Annotated in this window: 15 protein-coding genes; 7 read left to right on the top strand and 8 right to left on the bottom strand. The window is 70.9% G+C overall.

The features are described 5' to 3' along the window. Window positions 1-4: 4 nt before the first annotated feature. The 3 genes from ACOKM3_RS37735 to ACOKM3_RS37725 all read right to left on the bottom strand — a co-directional run bounded on the left by ACOKM3_RS37735 (window position 5) and on the right by ACOKM3_RS37725 (window position 2,138). Entirely contained in the window at window positions 5-727 is a 723-nt protein-coding gene (locus ACOKM3_RS37735) for a hypothetical protein (protein ID WP_426905765.1), read from the bottom strand. Continuing rightward, window positions 714-1,004: a hypothetical protein gene (locus ACOKM3_RS37730; protein ID WP_426905764.1), complete on the bottom strand. Its 291-nt coding sequence runs from the start codon at window positions 1,002-1,004 to the stop codon at window positions 714-716. The genes ACOKM3_RS37735 and ACOKM3_RS37730 overlap by 14 nt, the downstream gene beginning before the upstream one ends. Before the next feature lie 81 nt (window positions 1,005-1,085). Then, window positions 1,086-2,138, bottom strand: coding sequence for an asparaginase (locus ACOKM3_RS37725; RefSeq protein ID WP_426905763.1), 1,053 nt, complete (start codon window positions 2,136-2,138; stop codon window positions 1,086-1,088). Between the two features lie 249 nt (window positions 2,139-2,387). Between ACOKM3_RS37725 and ACOKM3_RS37720 the strand changes: the two genes are divergently transcribed. From ACOKM3_RS37720 to nhaC, 3 genes are all read left to right on the top strand, one after another. After that, window positions 2,388-3,107, top strand: a complete 720-nt coding sequence (locus ACOKM3_RS37720) for a GntR family transcriptional regulator (protein ID WP_426905762.1) — start codon at window positions 2,388-2,390, stop codon at window positions 3,105-3,107. Then, window positions 3,104-4,267 carry a DmpA family aminopeptidase gene (locus ACOKM3_RS37715; protein WP_426905761.1) on the top strand — a complete coding sequence of 388 codons (1,164 nt, stop codon included), beginning with the start codon at window positions 3,104-3,106 and terminating at the stop codon, window positions 4,265-4,267. Before ACOKM3_RS37720 ends, ACOKM3_RS37715 begins: the two co-directional genes overlap by 4 nt. Window positions 4,268-4,426: 159 nt before the next feature. Next, window positions 4,427-5,917, top strand: a complete 1,491-nt coding sequence (gene nhaC / locus ACOKM3_RS37710) for a Na+/H+ antiporter NhaC (RefSeq protein ID WP_426905760.1) — start codon at window positions 4,427-4,429, stop codon at window positions 5,915-5,917. A 22-nt stretch (window positions 5,918-5,939) separates the two neighbouring features. Here the strand turns inward: nhaC and ACOKM3_RS37705 are convergent, their stop codons facing one another. Beyond that, window positions 5,940-6,533, bottom strand: coding sequence for a TetR/AcrR family transcriptional regulator (locus ACOKM3_RS37705; protein ID WP_426905759.1), 594 nt, complete (start codon window positions 6,531-6,533; stop codon window positions 5,940-5,942). Window positions 6,534-6,622: 89 nt separating this feature from the next. Here ACOKM3_RS37705 and ACOKM3_RS37700 point away from each other — a divergent pair, with 89 nt between their 5' ends. After that, window positions 6,623-7,585 (top strand): alpha/beta fold hydrolase, encoded by a 963-nt coding sequence (locus ACOKM3_RS37700; protein WP_426905758.1) that lies wholly within the window; start codon window positions 6,623-6,625, stop codon window positions 7,583-7,585. 24 nt (window positions 7,586-7,609) lie between these two features. Here the strand turns inward: ACOKM3_RS37700 and ACOKM3_RS37695 are convergent, their stop codons facing one another. Beyond that, complete coding sequence (locus ACOKM3_RS37695; protein ID WP_426905757.1) at window positions 7,610-8,683, bottom strand: isopenicillin N synthase family dioxygenase; 1,074 nt, start codon at window positions 8,681-8,683, stop codon at window positions 7,610-7,612. Window positions 8,684-9,035: 352 nt separating this feature from the next. Between ACOKM3_RS37695 and ACOKM3_RS37690 the strand changes: the two genes are divergently transcribed. Next, a complete protein-coding gene (locus ACOKM3_RS37690; protein WP_426905756.1) occupies window positions 9,036-10,127 on the top strand; it encodes a mechanosensitive ion channel family protein in 1,092 nt (363 codons plus the stop codon). Between the two features lie 13 nt (window positions 10,128-10,140). Here ACOKM3_RS37690 and ACOKM3_RS37685 read toward each other — a convergent pair whose 3' ends face one another. Then, a complete protein-coding gene (locus ACOKM3_RS37685) occupies window positions 10,141-11,034 on the bottom strand; it encodes an aminoglycoside phosphotransferase family protein (protein ID WP_426905755.1) in 894 nt (297 codons plus the stop codon). Between the two features lie 121 nt (window positions 11,035-11,155). After that, the gene (locus ACOKM3_RS37680; RefSeq protein WP_426905754.1) at window positions 11,156-13,270 is read right to left on the bottom strand and encodes a phosphocholine-specific phospholipase C; all 2,115 of its coding nucleotides are present in this window, start codon (window positions 13,268-13,270) and stop codon (window positions 11,156-11,158) included. A 166-nt stretch (window positions 13,271-13,436) separates the two neighbouring features. On the opposite strand from ACOKM3_RS37680, the gene ACOKM3_RS37675 reads away from it, so the two are divergent. Both ACOKM3_RS37675 and ACOKM3_RS37670 read left to right on the top strand, forming a co-directional pair. Further along, window positions 13,437-14,186 (top strand): DeoR/GlpR family DNA-binding transcription regulator, encoded by a 750-nt coding sequence (locus tag ACOKM3_RS37675; protein ID WP_426905753.1) that lies wholly within the window; start codon window positions 13,437-13,439, stop codon window positions 14,184-14,186. After that, window positions 14,183-15,526 carry a 6-phospho-beta-glucosidase gene (locus tag ACOKM3_RS37670; RefSeq protein ID WP_426905752.1) on the top strand — a complete coding sequence of 448 codons (1,344 nt, stop codon included), beginning with the start codon at window positions 14,183-14,185 and terminating at the stop codon, window positions 15,524-15,526. Before ACOKM3_RS37675 ends, ACOKM3_RS37670 begins: the two co-directional genes overlap by 4 nt. On the opposite strand, the gene ACOKM3_RS37665 is transcribed toward ACOKM3_RS37670, so the two are convergent. Further along, complete coding sequence (locus tag ACOKM3_RS37665; RefSeq protein ID WP_327666360.1) at window positions 15,514-16,902, bottom strand: amino acid permease; 1,389 nt, start codon at window positions 16,900-16,902, stop codon at window positions 15,514-15,516. The genes ACOKM3_RS37670 and ACOKM3_RS37665 overlap by 13 nt on opposite strands. Between the last annotated feature and the right edge of the window lie 4 nt (window positions 16,903-16,906).

The following is a 16,906-nucleotide window of genomic DNA, read 5'->3' as shown; positions in this document are numbered from 1 at the left end:
TACCTCACTTCCCGTTCTCGGTGTCGGCGGCTTCGGGTTCCTCTGGTTCCTCCGAGTCGTGGAATCGGAAGGTCCCGGCGATGGCGTCGAAGACCTCGAAGAACTTTGCCGCCAGGCTGATGTTGGGCGTCGTACCGGCGAGGATCATCAGCTCCCGGCTGGACGGCACGGGGATCACGACCTGGTGCACGGCCGTACGGACCGTGGCCTGCCCGAAGTAGTCGAAGTCCTCGATCGAGGTCATCCGCCCCACGCTGCCCACCTCGGGCAGCTCCATGATCTCGACCCGGTTCAGTTCGGAGTGCCGGCCGACGGAGGTCCGGCTGTTGCGCATGCCCGCGGCGAGCATCATCTGCGTCAGCTCGGTGGCCTCGCCGTCGGGGATCCGGGCCCGCAGCACCATCGCCGTGGCGTTCAGCGTGCTGCCGTCCCGGAGGAACCCGAGCATGTAGCCGACCTGAAGGGCGCCTTGGGCGTAGGCCTCGCGGGCGCTCCTGCGGGTGTCCCGGATCAGGCTGTCCACCTGCTCCCGGTCGACCTCGATGCCCTTCGCCTGCTCCTCGATGCGGCGCCGGATCGCCACGTCCCGGATGTTCGGGTCGAGGTCGAGGTGCGACCAACTGGACGGGTATTTCAGGGTGTAGCGCGCAGGGGCGCCCTCCGGCCGCTCGCCCACCGGCAGCAACCCCGGCCGCCCGTCCCCGTCCTGCGTCTCAAGCGGTGTCATCCAGTGCCTTCGTAGCTTCGTTGTCGGTGTCGGTGAAGTTGTCGACGATGCCCTGCGCGGCTTCCTTGAACGTGTCCACGTTGTCCTGGACCCGTTCGTGTCCGGCCGTCCAAGCCGAGTCGAAGCCGTTGACGGCCCCGGTCAGGCCGGAGTCGCCCACGTCGTCGTCCGAACCGACGTTGCCCAACTTCGCGGTCTTCCCGATCCGTTCGCGGATGTCCCGCAACGCGTCCATCGTGTCGGCGAGGTCGTCCACCGGAATGTGAATACGCGACATGGCCCCCTCTTCTCGTCTCCGCATCACCCGCGGACAGTCATCCGCGCACACCGGGCTCTACGGGGCGCCTGGCCAGGCGGTTCACACCTGTTGCGGAACGGTTCCGAGCGCCTGTCGCGGAGCGGCCGCGAGCACAGCCGACGGACGCACCGCCCCGACCGGTTCGCCGTGCCCGAGGACGGGTGCCTCGGTCAGCGCCGCCAGTCGGGGATCGGAGTCGACGTCGACTCCGAGGTGGCGCAGCGCGGCGGTCATCACCACGGGGCGGGGCCGCTGCGCGCCGTCCGCGATCTTGAGGGCGACGGCGGAGCCGTCCGGGCGGGCGAGGGCGTAGACGCCCTCCGCCCCGTCCTTGGCGACGACGCCGGGGAGCGCCCGCATGAGGGTGGTGACGTCGCGGCCGGTGCCGCCCACGTACTCGGGGTGGGTGTTCATCGCCTTCGCCACCCGCTTCTCGTGGGTGCCGTCGGCCGCGGCCGCGATCCTCGCGAAGGCGCGCGCCAGGCCGGTGAGGGTGAGCGCGAACAGCGGGGCGCCGCAGCCGTCGACGCCGACCGCTGTCGACTTCTCCCCCGCGAGGTCCTCCAAGGCGTCGCGCAGGGCGAGCTGCAGGGGGTGGCCGGGGTCGAGGTAGTCGTCGACGGTCCACCCGGCCGCCACGCAGGTGGCGAGCATCGCCGCGTGCTTGCCCGAGCAGTTCATCGTGATCCGGCTGGGGCCGAGACCCGCGGCGAGGTGCGCGGGCTGCGCGTCGGCGCCGATGGGCAGGGCCGCGGTGCACCGCAGGGCGTCCTCGGTCAGCCCCGATCCCGCGAGGATCCGGCGCACCCCGTCGAGGTGGAATGCCTCGCCCGAGTGGCTGGCGCAGGCGAGGGCGAGGAGTTCGCCGTCGAGGTCGAGGCCCGCGCGGAGCATGCCGACGGTCTGGAGCGGCTTGTTGGACGACCGCGGGTACATGGGGCTGTCGACGGGGCCTGCCGCCAGTACGGCGGCGCCGTCCGCGTCGAGAACCACGACGGAGCCGTGGTGCACGGACTCCAGGAAGTCACCGCGCCACACCTCTGCGAGCACGGGCCACTCCGGCCGCGAAACCGGTGACTCGGGCGTGGACGTGCTGGGGGCTGCGGCAGTCATGAGTGTCCTTCGACGGTCGGTGGTGCGGGCCCCGGACGGGGGCCTCACAGACTTTCAAGTGTCGACAGTTATCAGTTTCGGCGGCAAGTGTCGACAGTTGTCCGTCATGAAAGACGGTTGCCGAGAAGCCTTGACACGGGGTTCGGGACGGCTGTCCACTGACGTCTGTCGACACTTTGGCAGCGTGTTTCGGCAGATCAACGCCACCCGCTGCCGACACCGCCCGCTCTTTGCCCCTCGGAGGTTCCCGTGACCGGACTGATCCACCGTCGTCTGGCGGGACAGGTGGTCGAGATGCTGCGCGAGCAGATCCTCACCGGTGTGCTGCCCTCCGGCTCCCGACTGAACGAGGTGGAGATCGCCCGCGATCTGGGCATCAGCCGCAGCCCGCTGCGCGAGGCCATCGGCCAGCTGGTGAGCGACGGGCTACTGGTGCACGTGCCCAACAAGGGCGCCGCCGTCCTGACGGCGGGCCCCGAGGACGTGGCGGCCCTGTTCGAGCTGCGCTCCGCGCTCGAATGCCGGGCGGCGCGCCTGGCCGCGCTCCGCAGGCAGCCCAAGGAGGTGGCCCGCCTGCGCAAGGTGTGCGTGCGCTCCCGCACGGCGCGCGAGACGGGCCGCAAACTCCCGTACAACCTCGACCTCGACTTCCACCGTCTGCTGATGGAGGCCGCGCACAGCCCCCGGATCGCCGAGCAGGTGTGGCTGGTGCAGCAGCAGGTGATCGTGTTGCGCAGCGGGCTCGTGTCGCGGCCCGCCCACACGGAGGCCTCGCTGTCCGACCACGAGGCGATGGCCGAGGCGGTCGCGGACGGCGACCCCGAGCTCGCCGCGAGCCTGATGGAGGCGCATCTCTCCCTGGTGGAGACCGAGTTGCTGCACTCCCTCCAGTCGGACACGCTCCGCGCGGACCGGGGCGAGGGGGCCACGCCCGCGCGCCGCCGCGCCGGCCGAGCGGAGGCGACGTGACGCTCCCGCCGAGCGGAGGCGACGTGACACCCCGGCCGAGCCCTCGCGCGCTGGGGATCGCTCCGGGCACGCTGCCGCCCGGCCCCTCGAACTCCCTGACCGACGTACAGGGTGTCCGCGTGGGGCACCTCACCCTCCACCACGACGACGAGGCGCAGCCGGCGCGGACGGGCGTGACCGTCGTCGTCCCCGCCCCCGGCTCCGTGTTCCGCCACAAGCCGGCCGCCGGCCTGGACGTCGTCAACGGGTTCGGCAAGGCCGCCGGACTCAGCCAGGTCGTCGAACTCGGCGTCCTGGAAACACCGTTGGCGCTGACGAACACGCTCGGCGTCGGGGCCGCCTTCGAGGGCCTGACCCGGCACGCGCTGCGCGAGCACCCGGAGATCGGCGTCTCCACGGGCACCGTCAACCCGGTGGTCCTGGAGTGCAACGACGGCTGGCTCAACGACATCCGCGGGCTCCTCGTACGCCCGCGTCATGTCCTCGACGCGCTGGCCTCGGCGTCCGAAGGGCCCGTGACGGAAGGGGCCGTCGGGGCGGGCACCGGAATGGTGTCCTTCGGGTGGAAGGCCGGCATCGGTTCCAGTTCACGGCTCGTGGACACCGGCGACGGCAGCCGCTTCACGGTCGGCGTCCTCGTCCTCGCCAACTTCGGGCGGGCGGCGGACCTGACGGTGCTCGGCGCCCCGGTCGGACGCCACGTCACACCTCAACAGGCCGAAGCGCAGGCCGAGTTCGCCCGTGGCGCCGGCTCCTGTGTCGTGCTCGTCGCCACGGACGCCCCGGCGGACGCCCGCCAGCTGCGGCGCATCGCCAAGCGCGCCTCGGTCGGTCTTGCCCGCACCGGCGGCATCATCCAGCACGGCAGCGGCGAGTACGCCCTGGCCTGGTCCACGACGCACCGCACACCCCACGTACCGTCCGGGCCCGTCCGCAGCACCTCGGCCCTGGCCGAGGACGGCCCCCTGATGGACCTGATGTTCCGGGCCGTCGCCGAGGCGACGGAGGAAGCCGTCCTCGGCTCCCTGTTCGCCGCGCACCCTGTGACCGGCATTCGAGGACACCACGCACCCGCGCTGCCCACGGACCGCGTGGCTCAACTGCTGGGCAATCCCGAGCCGTTGGCCCACCAAGGCGCGCCGCCGAAGCGCACACCGTAAGAGCTCCGCACCCCGAACACACCCCACAACCCCAGACATCGGAGCAGGTCTCCGGCCGCCCGGCATGCCCGGCGGCCCGGCCCGGCCTGCCCTCGACCACTCCTGACCTGCCTTCAACCACCCCCGACCTGCCCTCAACCACCCCGGAAAGAGCGAACCATGCCCGAAACCGCTCCGGTCGCGGCGCCGCGCCGGACCCCCACCTTCCTCCAGGCCCTCGCCCCGATCGCCGTCATGATCGCGCTGCTGGTGGTCGGCACGGTCTGGCTCGGCCTCGATCCCGTGATCCTGCTCATCGTCGCCTCCAGCTTCGCCGGGGTGTACGCGCTGTGGTTCGGCCTGACCTGGGAGCGGATGCTCACCGGCATCCGCCGCAAGATCGACTCGACCATGCCCGCGCTGCTGATCCTGATCTCGATCGGCATGCTCACCGGCACCTGGATGATCAGCGGAACCATCCCGATGGTCGTGGACTTCGGGCTCCAAGTGATCGAGCCCCACTGGATACTTCCGGTGTCCTTCCTGGTCACCGTCGTCGTCTCCACGCTCACGGGAACGTCGTGGGGCTCGGTCGGCACGGTCGGCGTCGCGCTCATCAGCGTGGCGGGCGGCCTCGGTGCCTCGCTGCCCATGACGGCCGGAGCGATCGTCGCGGGTGCCTACTTCGGCGACAAGATGTCACCGCTTTCGGACACGACCAACCTCGCCCCGGTCGTCGCGGGCGCCAACCTCTTCGAGCACATCCGCCACCTCCTGTACACCACGGTGCCCGCCGCGGTCGTGTCACTGATCGCCTACTTCTTCCTCGGCCTGGGCATGGACACGGGCTCCTCGCACGGCGCGGGCAAGCAGACGGAGGAGCTTCTCGGCTTCCTGGGCAAGGCGTTCACCTTCAGCCCGCTGCTCCTGCTGCCGCCCCTCGTGGTCCTCGTGGGAGCGGTGCTGCGCAAGCCGCCGCTGCCGACGATCATCCTGTCGTCGGTGGTGGCCGCGATCCTGGGCGGCGTGGTGCAGGGCTTCTCGCTGTCCGAACTGAGCACCGCCGCGTCCGAGGGCTTCAGCTCCGACATGCTCGCCGCGCACGGCTGGGACGCGGGAGCCATCCCGGAGACGGCCCGAACCCTCCTGGACCGTGGCGGACTCTCCTCCATGACGAGCGTCGTCCTCATCGGCCTCGCGGGCTTCGCGTTCGCCGGCATCATCACCGAAGCCGGCTTCATGGACGTTCTGATCACACGCCTGCTGCACCGCGTCCGCCGCACCGGAGGCATCGTCCTGGCGACGGTGGGGTCGTCGATCGGCGTCGCGCTGGCCACCGGCACCTCGTACCTGACGATCCTCATCCCCGGCGAGGGCTTCAAGCAGGTCTACGCCGACAAGGGCCTCGCCCCCAAGAACCTCTCCCGCACCCTGGAGGACTCCGGCACGGTGATGGTGCCGCTGGTCCCCTGGAGCGAGGCCGCGATGTACATGTCGACGACGCTGGGCGTGGCGACGATCTCGTACGCGCCCTACGCCTTCCTCTGTTACCTGGGCGCGGTGTTCGCGGTGATCTGCGGATACACGGGCATCGGTATCGCCCGCAGCGGCACGGGTCCGGCTTCCCGGACCACGGCCACGGAGCCGGCCGCCTCGACGCCCGTCTCCTGACGCCTGTCCGGCCGCGGCGGGTTCACCGGCTCCGGGCGCTCAAGGCGTGCGACAGCGCGCCCACGCTGATGTCGACGATCGCGCGGAGCTGCTTCCGGCTCGACCCGGCCCTGCTCATCACGGCCAGCGACTGGTTCACCGCCGCGAGGTGCACCGCGAAGTCGTCGGCCTCGCCCTCGGCCAGCTCCGCGGCGCCCAAGGCGGTCCGCAGCCGCGCGAGCTGCAAGCCCAGAGCTTCGCCCGCGCGTGCGGCGATGGCGGGGCCGAGCACCGGTGACGCCATCGCGGTCTGGGCGATCAGACATCCGTCGGGTACGTCGGGGTCGGCGATGCGCTCCAGGGTGACCTCGAAGAACGCCCGTACCGCCTGGAGCGGTTCCTCGGCCGCACAGGAAAGCGCCTGGTCGTACCTGCCGCCGTACCGCGCGGCGTAGCGGTCCAGGCAGCGCAGGTAGAGGGCGTCCTTGTCGCCGAACGAGGAGTAGAGGGAACTGCGGTTCAAGCCGGTCGCCCTGGAGAGGTCGTCGACCGACGTGTCGGCGTGTCCGGCCCGCCAGAACTGGACCATCGCCGCGTCGAGCACGACACCCACGTCGAACTGCTTCTTCCCGGCCATCACGCATGCACCTCGTTCTCGGACCAGTCGTTGTGGCGCTGCCCATCCTATCTTGAACTAATCAGTTCAAGATGACGTAGGGTCGAGGCATGACCGACGACGCCGCCATGACCATGGCCCCGAACAGCTCCCGCCGCTCCCCCGAACAGAACCCGCTCCCCGGGCTGCCGCTGCACGACCTCGCGGGTTTCACCCACCGCTGGGTCGACGCGGCGGGCATCCGGCTGCACGCCGTTGAAGGCGGCCGGTCGGCCGGTCCCACCGTCGTGCTGCTCGCCGGGTTCCCGCAGACCTGGTGGGCCTGGCGGAAGGTGATGCCGGGCCTTGCCGAGCGCTTCCGCGTGATCGCGTTCGACCTGCCGGGGCAGGGCCACTCCGAACGCCCTCAAGGGAACTACGACACCCACACCGTCGCCTCGCACGTCCAGGCCGCGCTGGACGCGCTCGACGTGCCGAAGTACTGGCTCGTCGCCCACGACATCGGGGCCTGGGTCGCCTTCTCGCTCGCGCTCAAGCACGAGGAGCGCCTGCACGGCGTCGCCCTGCTCGACGCCGGCATTCCCGGAATCACCCTCCCGGACTCGATCCCCACGGATCCCGAACGGGCCTGGAAGACCTGGCACTTCGCGTTCCACCTGGTGCCAGAACTGCCCGAGACGCTCCTCACCGGCCGCGAGCGCGAGTACGTCGAATGGTTCCTGCGGGCCAAGACACTGCTGCCGGACGCCTTCGACGGCTCGGAGATCGACCACTACGCCGCCGCCATCGCGGCCGAGGGCGGACTCCGGGCGTCCCTCGCCTACTACCGCGACGCGCCGGAGTCGGCGCGCAGGAATCATGAGGCTCTTGAGCGAGGGAAGCCGACCGTCCCGGTCCTGGGGGTCTCCAGTTCCCATGGCTCGATCCCCGACATGGCCGCGTCGATCGGCCCGTGGGCGGAGAACGCGACCGGTGCCTTCATTCCGGAGGCCGGCCACTTCATCCCCGACGAGCAGCCCGGCGCGACGGTGGACGCGTTGACCGCGTTCATCGATCGCGGGCGTGTCGGGTAGTTGGACCTGGGGGTGCAGCCCCGGTCAGTCGCGCGGCTCGCGGCCCGCCGCGGCCAGCACCCGGGCCGCCTCACGCACCGCCGCCGTGTTCGCCTTGCCCTGCCGGGACCCCGCCAACTTGGCCTTGATGTGGTCCCGGACGGTGATCGGCTCGTAGGCGAGGCCCTCGTCGGCGTCGAGGTGGCTGGGGAACGTGGCGATGACCGCGTCGATGTTGCCGTCGTGGAAGTACGCCACCGAGCGGCGCCGCTTGATGGTGCCGTCGACGATCGGCGGCTTGACCCGGTGCAGGGTCGACATCCAACGGTCGTTCGTGAGACGGGCGGTGAGGTCGCCGAGGTTCACCAGGAGGGCGCCATCGGCCGGGGACACGTCGTGCCAGACGCCGTCGGAGCCGAGCACCTGGAGTCCGGCGACGCGGTCCGCCCACAACACGGTGACCAGGCCGAAGTCGGTGTGCTCGCCCATGCCGGTCAGGTCGCCGTCGAGGGTGACGGTGCCTTCCGGGAGCGCGTAGTTGTTCATCCGCAGGACGTCGACGGAGTGGTCGGTGAGCGCCTCGAAATGGCCGGGCTCCAGGCCGAGGGCGTCGCCGAAGGCGCGGGTCAGGACGCGGGCGACGCGGCCCGCGTGGGCGAAGTAGGCCTGCACACGCGGCTCGAAGGCCTCGAGTTCGGCGGGCCAGACGTTGCGGCCGTAGTCATCCTCGGAGAGGTCCAGGCCGGGGAAGGAGCGGGCCTCGGTGCCGACGTTGAACGCCTCGAAGAAGTCGTTCATGCGGGACGCCGACTCGACGCCGAGGCTGAGACTGAGCGACTCGCTCTTGGGCGGACTGTAGCCGCGGTTGGCGCCGGTGACCCGGTAGGCGTTCTTGCGCTCGGGCGGCAGCGCGAAGAAGTCGTCGACGGCGCCCGCCAGCCCGTCGAGCACCGCGTCCGGGACGCCGTGCCCGAGGACCTGCACGAAGCCCACGCGGGTGCAGGCGTCGTCGAGGGCGCGGGCCACGCGGGCCAGGTCCTCGGCCGAACCCCCGTCCACGTAAGGGCCGATGTCGACGACGGGGACCTCGAACGGGGTCGTCGCGGTCGGTTCGGGCACGGGCGTCTCCCTGGGTGAGGGCCTCGACTGGCGGTCGCCGACATTGTTGATGCGAACTGTTGGTGCGAACTGTTGGTGCGAAAGCGTTGCTGCGGACATTTTCCGCGTACGGTCCACGCCGTTTCGGCAGCGTAACGCCCCCAGTTGACCGCCCACCACATCGACCTCCGCACACTTGAGGTCCCCACCCTCTCCACACTTCGGGCACGTACGGCAGGATGTCCGCAGCGCGCACCCGACCGCGACCCCGGTCGGTGCGCCGCCTCCGCCCCCGAACAAGCAGGTACCACGTGACCACACATCACATATCCGTCCCCACCACAGCGTTCAGCCCTCGTGCGGGAGGTGCCCGATGAGCCGCGGCATCGAAGTCCACGACCTGATCCTCGCCGGAGTCGCCCTGCTCGGCGGCCTGTTGGCGGGACTGCTGCTGCGGACCCTGCTGCGCTGGCTCGGCGTGCGCGCCGGGCAGACGCGGTGGTCGGGGGACGATGTGATCGTCGACGCGCTGCGCACGCTGGTGCCGTGGGCGGCGTTCGCGGCGGGCGCCGCCGTGGCCGCCGAGGTGCTGCCGCTCACCCCGCGTACGGGGCGGAATGTGAACATGGCGCTCACGGCGCTGCTGATCGTCGTGGCGACGCTGACGGCGGCGCGGGTGATCACGGGTCTTGTGCGGGCGGTCGCGCAGTCGCGTGCGGCCGTGGCCGGTTCGGCGACCATCTTCGTGAACATCACGCGGGTCGTGGTGCTCGCGATGGGGTTCCTCGTCGTGCTGCAGACCCTCGGGATCTCCATCGCGCCGCTGCTCACCGCGCTCGGCGTGGGCGGTCTGGCCGTGGCGCTCGCCCTTCAGGACACGCTCGCCAACCTGTTCGCGGGCGTGCACATCCTGGCCTCGAAGACCGTGCAGCCCGGTGACTACATCCGCCTCAGCAGCGGCGAGGAGGGCTATGTCGTCGACATCAACTGGCGCAACACGGTGGTGCGGCAGCTCTCCAACAACCTCGTGATCATCCCGAACACGCAGCTGTCGGGCACGAACATGACCAACTTCAGCCGCCCGGAACAGGAGATGACCCTGACCGTGCTCGCCGGGGTCGGCTACGACGTCGACCTCGAAGTGGTGGAGCGGGTGACGGTCGAGGTCGTGACCGAGGTCATGAAGGAGGTCGAGGGCGCCGTCCCGGAGCACGAGCCGCTCGTGCGCTTCCACACGTTCGGCGACTCCCGGATCAGCTTCAACGTGATCCTGGGCGTCGGCGAGTTCAGCGACCAGTACCGGATCAAGCACGAGTTCATCAAGCGGCTGCACGCGCGCTTCCGCGCGGAGGGCATCAGCATTCCGTCGCCGGCGCGGACGGTGGCGCTGACGACCGGCAGCCCGCAGGTCGTGATCCCGCATCAGCGGGACGCGCAGGGGACGCCGGTCGCCCCGTCCCTGTAGCGCTCGACCCCCGTCAGGTGCGGGCCGCGTCCGCGAGGATCTCTCCGACCACGCGCGACGCCGTCCGCACCATGAACGGGTTCAGGCTCCGGTAGTACGCCAGCTCGTGCGACGCGATGGTCAACGCCCAGCCACGCCCGCGCACCCACGTGTTCTCGTCGACCGCCGCGGCCTCCCGGAAGATCCGCCGTTCCGGAGAGCCGAGGACATACCAGGCCGTGATCAGGTCGACGGCCGGGTCCCCTGTGCCCATGCACCCGAAGTCGATGACCGCGCCGAGCCGCCCTCCGGACACCAGGAGGTTGCCGGGCTGAAGGTCCCCGTGCAGCCACACGCAGTGGCCCGCGCCGGGGGTGCCCACCGCCTCGACCCACACGGCGAGGGCCACCGCGGAGTCGATCGTCCCTTCCAGACGGCGGATCACCTCGCGGGTCTCGTCGGCCCGTTCGGCGAGCGGCCGTCCGCGGAACGACTCGGGCGCCCCGGCGGTGTCGATCGCGCGCATCGCCGCGACGAACCCCGCCAGATCCTCGGCCAGCGCCTCGGGCCGGTCGAGCCGTCCCACGACCGGGTTCTCGCCGGGCAGCCAGCAGTGCACCGCCCACGGCCACGGGAAGCCGTGCCCCGGCTCCCCCTCCGCCACCTGCTCCGGTACGGGCACCGGCAGCCGGGCCGCGAGATACGGCATCCACTGCCGGGCGCCCGCCAGCTCGAGCACGACCCCGTCCTGGCGCGGCAGCCGGACGACCCACTCCTCGCCGAGCCGGTACAGGACGTTCTGCGTGCCGTGCGAGTCGACGTACTTCAGGGGCAGCTCCGCCCACTGCGGGAACTGCTCGTCGACCAGCGCGCGGGCGAGGTCCTCGTCGATGTCCGGCTCGTCCTGGTGCAGCTTGCGAACGCCCATGGTCACCTTTCGTGGGAGCGGTCCCCCGGCCGGGCGAGCGTAGCCACGCCCGGCCGGGCCCCGCGATCGGTTTTCCCACGCGCCCCAGGTCACCGGTTCACGGGGTCAACAAATCACCACGTCACCCGGAGACCGAAGGCCGCCCGTTCTCGATGTGGCCCATGAGGCGCCGCGCGAAGTCGGGCTCGTCCGGGCAGCGCACCATCAGGTCGTACCAGCCGTGCGCCTTCGCGGCGGGGTGCGTCACGGTGGTGCTGTCGCCGGGCGCGACGCGGACCTGCCGGGTCAGGGCGGCGGCGTCGGCGGCGTGGACGTAGGCCCCCGGGCGGACGGTGAACACCTTGGCCTCGGTGCCGTGGTTGGCCAGCGTGATGCGCAGCTCGCGCGTCTTGGCGCGCACGGACGACGTGACCTCGGCGGTGGATTCGGCGAGGCCCGCGAACTCGCGGCGGAAGCCGTTGGGGCCTGTGACGGTGAACCGGTAGCGGTCCTTGGCGGGCGTCACGGTCAGGGCGCGGGTGCCGGAGACGTCCCGGTGCTGCGGCACGTCGAACTCGCCCTCGTACGGGTAGAGCGCGAAGTGGGCGCTGGAGGCACCGGTGTTGGACAGGGTGACCTCGACGCGCCCCTCGGCGATCCTTGCGTACGCGTCGGTCTGGTACGGCAGCGGGCGCGCGGGCCGGGTGCCGGGCTCCTGCACGGGCATCTTCTGGTCGGCGGGCGGGATCGGCTTCCAGCGCGCGCTCGCCGGCGGCACCGGGCCCGGGTACTCCACAGCGGGCTGCTTCTCGGCGGTGTCGAAGTCGAACGCGGAGGTCAGGTCGCCGCATATCCGGCGGCGCCACGCCGTGATGTTGGGGTCCTCGATGCCGGTCCACTTCTCCAGGAAGCGGTTGACGGAGGTGTGGTCGAACAGCTCGGAGCAGACGTGACCGCCCACCGACCACGGCGAGACGACGAGCATCGGCACGCGCATGCCGAGCCCGGTCGGCTGCCCCTGCCACCACTCGTCGGGCTCGCCCGCCTCGGGCACGGGCGGCGGCACGTGGTCGAAGAACCCGTCGTTCTCGTCGTAGTTGATGAGCACGACGGTCTTGCGCCACACGTCGGGGTGCGAGGCCAGCGCGTCGAGCACCTTGTACGGGACGCTGGCGCTCGCGGCGGGCACGGAGACGCTGGGGTGCTCGGAGTCGACCGCGGACGGCACCAGGTAGGAGACCGCGGGCAGCTTCTTGGCGGCGACGTCGGCGGCGAAGCGCTCGGCCAGGGTGCCGGTGGGCACGCGGCGCAGGGCCCGCTCGAACAGGCTGCGCTCGGCCTTGGTGAGCGCCTTCACACCCTCCTCCAGGAGCCCGAGCAGCCTGTCCCGCTCTGCCGTGTCGCCGGCGTCGGCGGCCTTGCGGACCAGCGCGTAGAACGACTCCATGTAGGTGTGCCCGCCGGTCTTGGCCAGCGCCTTGCGGGCGACCGCCTTGAAGGAGGCGTAGAACTCGATCTGGTTGTCGGTGAAGTTCTCCCACTCGGTGTACGTCTGCCAGCTGCGGCCCTCCCTTTCGAGGAGTTCCGCGAACGTGGGCCAGTCGTAGCCCTTGTGGGTGCCCTCGTCGTACGCGTCGTTGCCGATGGCGCGCCCGCCGCCCGGCTCGTCGCCGGAGTTGCCGCTCCACAGGTAGTTGCGGTTGGGGCTGGTGGAGCTGTGCATGGAGGAGTGGTAGGCGTCGCAGATGGTGAACGTGTCGGCGAGCTCGTACTGGAGCGGGACGTCGGAGCGGTCGTAATAGGCCATGGTGGCGGCGGTCTTGGCGGAGACCCACTGGTTCATCCAGCCGTTGTTCCAGGCCTTGTGCCCGCCGTTCCAGTCGTGGTTGAGGGCGCCGATGTACTGCGCGTCGCGCTGCTGCGCCTCGGCGGCCGCCCGCACCGGGAACGGCAGGACTCTCTTCAGGCCGTCCGGCTGCTCGAACACGGGCTTTCCGTCCGGGAGTTGCACGGCGTTCCGGTCACCGTATCCGCGCACGCCGCGCAGCATGCCGAAGTAGTGGTCGAAGGACCGGTTCTCCTGCATGAGGATCACCACGTGCTCGATGGCGTCGAGCCCGCCGGACGGCGGCTCGGCGGCCAGGGCGCGTTGCAGCGAGGGCGGCAGCAGGGAGCCCGCCGCGGCGGCGCCGACGGCGCCCGCGCCGAGGGCGAGCGCCCGACGCCGGGACACGGGATGGGAGAGGTGATCGGTCATGTCGGCGGCTCCTGGGTTCGTTGGCGGCGGTCGGTACGCAGGGACGCTACGAGTGCAGACGGTACGGATGGTGAGCACCGGATGAACTCATGTCGGCACCACACAATCAAGCTCTGGACAAATGTGAGCATGGAATTGCTTGAATTTGACGAGTAGTGTGCGCCGCATGCTGGCAGAGCGACGACACCACCTGATCCTGCGTGCGCTGCGCTCCGGTGGGCCGGCGTCCGTCGCCGAGCTCGCCGAGCAGCTCACCGTGAGCCCGGCGACCATCCGCCGCGACCTCGTGAAACTGGAGGAGGACGGGCTCCTCACCCGCGTGCACGGCGGCGCCGTCATGGAGGCGGGCGACCAGCCCTTCTCCGAGGTCGCCCAGGTACGCGTCCCCGAGAAGGACACCATCGCCGAGCACGCGGCGTCCCTGATAACCGACGGCCAGTCGGTCCTCCTCGACATCGGGACGACCGCGTACCGCCTGGCCCGCCAACTCCACGGCCGCCGACTCACCGTCATCACCAGCAACTTGGTGGTGTACGAGGAGCTGGCCGACGACACCGGCATCGACCTGGTGCTGCTCGGCGGGATGGTGCGCCGCGAGTACCGCTCCCTGGTCGGCTTCCTCACCGAGGACAACCTGCGCCAGCTGCACGCCGACTGGCTGTTCCTCGGCACCAGCGGCGTCCGCCCGGACGGGCAGGTGATGGACACCACCGTGGTGGAGGTCCCGGTCAAGCGGGCCATGATCGCGGCCGCCGACCGGGCGGTGCTCCTCGCCGACTCCTCCAAGTTCCCCGGCACCGGCATGGCCAAGGTGTGCGGCCCCGACTCCCTCGACGTTCTCGTGACCAACTCCTCCGCCCCGGCGCCGACTTGTGCGGCGCTGACGGAGGCCGGCGTGAAAGTAGTCCAAGTATGAAGCTGACGATTCTCGGTGGCGGCGGATTCCGGGTGCCGCTGGTGTACGGGGCCCTGCTCACCGATCACGCGGAGGGCCGTGTCACCGAGGTCGCCCTGTACGACCTCGACGGGCAGCGCCTCGACGCGATCGCGCGGGTCCTGGCCGAGCAGGCGGAGGGCGTGCCGGACGCGCCGGCGGTCACCGTCACCACCGACCTCGACGAAGCGGTGCGTGGCACGGACTTCGTGTTCTCGGCGATCCGGGTGGGCGGCCTCGAAGGGCGGGCGGCGGACGAGCGGATCGCGCTCGCCGAGGACGTGCTGGGCCAGGAGACGGTCGGCGCGGGCGGACTCGCGTACGGGCTGCGGACGCTCCCGGTCGTCGAGGAGATCGCGCGGCGGGTCGCCCAACTCGCCCCGGACGCCTGGTTCATCAACTTCACCAACCCGGCGGGCCTGGTCACGGAGGCGCTCGCGGATCACCTGGGTGACCGTGTCATCGGCATCTGCGACTCCCCCGTGGGCCTCGGCAAGCGCGTGGCGCGGGCGCTCGGCGCCGACCCGCGGAACGCGTGGGTCGACTACGTCGGCCTCAACCACCTGGGCTGGTTGCGCGGGTTGAAGGTGAACGGCCGCGACGAACTCCCCCGCCTCCTCGCCGACGACACCCTCCTCGGCTCCTTCGAGGAGGGCAAGCTGTTCGGCACGGAGTGGCTGCGCGAGCTGGGCTCGATCCCCAACGAGTACCTGCACTACTACTACTTCAACCGCGAGGCGGTGCACGCCTACCAGGAGGCGGAGGCCACGCGCGGCGCGTTCCTGCACGAGCAGCAGTCCCGCTTCTACGACCGGATGCGCGACCCGGCGGCCCCGCCGCTCAAGACGTGGGACGCGACACGGGCCGAGCGCGAGGCCACGTACATGGCGGAGAACCGGGAGGCGGCGGGCGCGGGCGAGCGCGACGAGGCCTCGCTCACCGAGTCCGGCGGCTACGAGAAGGTGGCGCTCGACCTGATGCGGGCCATCGCCCGCGACGAGCGCACCACGCTGATCCTCAACGTCCGCAACCGTACGACCCTTTCGGCGCTCGACGCGGACGCCGTGATCGAGGTGCCGTGCCTGGTCGACGCCAACGGCGCGCACCCCGTCGCCGTCGACCCGCTGCCGGGGCACGCCACGGGCCTCGTGACGTCGGTGAAGGCGGTCGAGCGGGAGATCCTCGCCGCCGCCCGCTCCGGCTCGCGGGCGACGGCGGTGAAGGCGTTCGCGCTGCATCCGCTGGTGGACTCGGCGAATGTCGCGCGGCGCCTGGTGGACGAGTACCGGCAGGCGCACCCGGGCCTCGCCTACCTGCGCTGACCCTCCCGGTGCTCGACCGAGTTCCGGTATCCGTACGCCGCGTAGACGCCCACCCCGATGAGCATCCACACCGCGAACCGGACCCAGGTCACCCAGTCCAGGTTGCTGATCAGCCACACGGAGAACGCGACGCCGATCGCGGGAACCCACGGCACCAGCGGCGTACGGAAGGAACGCGGCAGATCGGGCCGCGTCTTCCTCAGCACGACGACGGCGATCGCGACCACGATGAACGCCATCAGGATGCCGATGTTGGTGAGGTCGGCGGCCTCCCGGATGGGCAGGAACCCGGCGATCAGCGCGGAGCCGATGCCGACCGGCCAGATCACCCGCGTGGGCACGTGCCTGCGCGGGTGGTTGCGCGCGAAGTAGCGCGGCAGCAGCCCGTCGCGGCTCATCGAGTACCAGACCCGGGACACCGCCAGCATGTTGGCGAACGCCGAGGTGGTGATGCCGATGACGGCGCCCACGGCCACGACGAGCCCGAGCCCGCCGAGCCCAACTGCCCCCAGCGCACTGGAGAACGGGCTCGCCACATCGATGTCCCGATAGTTCTGCATCCCCAACAGCACGACGCACACCGCGAGATAGATGAACGCGGCGATGCCGAGCGAGACGAGGATGGCCTTCGGGAGCACCTTCTTCGCCTCGGCGCTCTCCTCGGCGGCGGCGCTCATGGCGTCGTACCCGTAGACGGCGAAGAACGCGGTGGCGGCGCCCGTGAACGCGCCGCCGACGCCATACGGCAGGAACGGGGTGTAGTTCCCGGACTTGATGTGAAAGGCACCGGCGACGACGACGAGCGCGACGATCCCCAGCTTCACCACGACCAGGATGGTCTCGAACCGCGCCGACTCCTTCGTCCCGCGCGACAACACGAACGCGAGCAGCAGACACAGCAACAGAGCGAACAGATCGACACGATGCCCGGACCCGGTGCCGGGCGCGCCCAGCATCCAGGTCGGCACATCAATGCCCACATGCTCAAGGATGTACGAGAAGTAGCCGGACACCGCGATGGCGACGACAGCCACGATCGCGGTGTACTCGAGCAGCAGGTCCCAGCCGATCGCCCAGCCGACGAACTCGCCGAGCGCGGCGTAGGAGTACGTGTAGGCGGAGCCGGCCTTCGGGATGGTGCCGGCGAACTCGGCGTAGCAGAGGGCGGCCGCGCCGCTGGCCACGATGGCGATGAGGAACGAGAGCATGACGCCGGGCCCGGCGTCCTCGTTGGCCACCACACCGGCCAGCGAGAAGACCCCCGCGCCGACCAGACCGCCGAGGCTGAGGGCGACCAGCTGCCACAGGCCCATGGTGCGGCGCAGTCCGCCGCTGGTCTCCTCCTCCGAGTCGTCGACGGGCTTGAGGCGGAAGATGCCG

The sequence above is a fragment of the Streptomyces nidicola genome, from assembly GCF_050106155.1.
Taxonomy (GTDB): Bacteria; Actinomycetota; Actinomycetes; order Streptomycetales; family Streptomycetaceae; genus Streptomyces.
The sequence above is the reverse complement of the archived record's forward strand: the minus strand, read 5'-3'. Positions and strand labels throughout refer to the sequence as shown.

What these genes read in the sequence shown, in the direction of transcription:
- nhaC (WP_426905760.1), top strand. Translation starts at nt 4,427, where the DNA reads ATGCCCGAAACCGCTCCGGTCGCGGCGCCGCGCCGGACCCCCACCTTC.
- ACOKM3_RS37680 (WP_426905754.1), bottom strand. Translation starts at nt 13,270, where the DNA reads ATGACCGATCACCTCTCCCATCCCGTGTCCCGGCGTCGGGCGCTCGCC.
- ACOKM3_RS37735 (WP_426905765.1), bottom strand. Translation starts at nt 727, where the DNA reads ATGACACCGCTTGAGACGCAGGACGGGGACGGGCGGCCGGGGTTGCTG.
- ACOKM3_RS37670 (WP_426905752.1), top strand. Translation starts at nt 14,183, where the DNA reads ATGAAGCTGACGATTCTCGGTGGCGGCGGATTCCGGGTGCCGCTGGTG.
- ACOKM3_RS37700 (WP_426905758.1), top strand. Translation starts at nt 6,623, where the DNA reads ATGACCGACGACGCCGCCATGACCATGGCCCCGAACAGCTCCCGCCGC.
- ACOKM3_RS37690 (WP_426905756.1), top strand. Translation starts at nt 9,036, where the DNA reads ATGAGCCGCGGCATCGAAGTCCACGACCTGATCCTCGCCGGAGTCGCC.
- ACOKM3_RS37705 (WP_426905759.1), bottom strand. Translation starts at nt 6,533, where the DNA reads ATGGCCGGGAAGAAGCAGTTCGACGTGGGTGTCGTGCTCGACGCGGCG.
- ACOKM3_RS37725 (WP_426905763.1), bottom strand. Translation starts at nt 2,138, where the DNA reads ATGACTGCCGCAGCCCCCAGCACGTCCACGCCCGAGTCACCGGTTTCG.
- ACOKM3_RS37675 (WP_426905753.1), top strand. Translation starts at nt 13,437, where the DNA reads ATGCTGGCAGAGCGACGACACCACCTGATCCTGCGTGCGCTGCGCTCC.
- ACOKM3_RS37685 (WP_426905755.1), bottom strand. Translation starts at nt 11,034, where the DNA reads ATGGGCGTTCGCAAGCTGCACCAGGACGAGCCGGACATCGACGAGGAC.
- ACOKM3_RS37730 (WP_426905764.1), bottom strand. Translation starts at nt 1,004, where the DNA reads ATGTCGCGTATTCACATTCCGGTGGACGACCTCGCCGACACGATGGAC.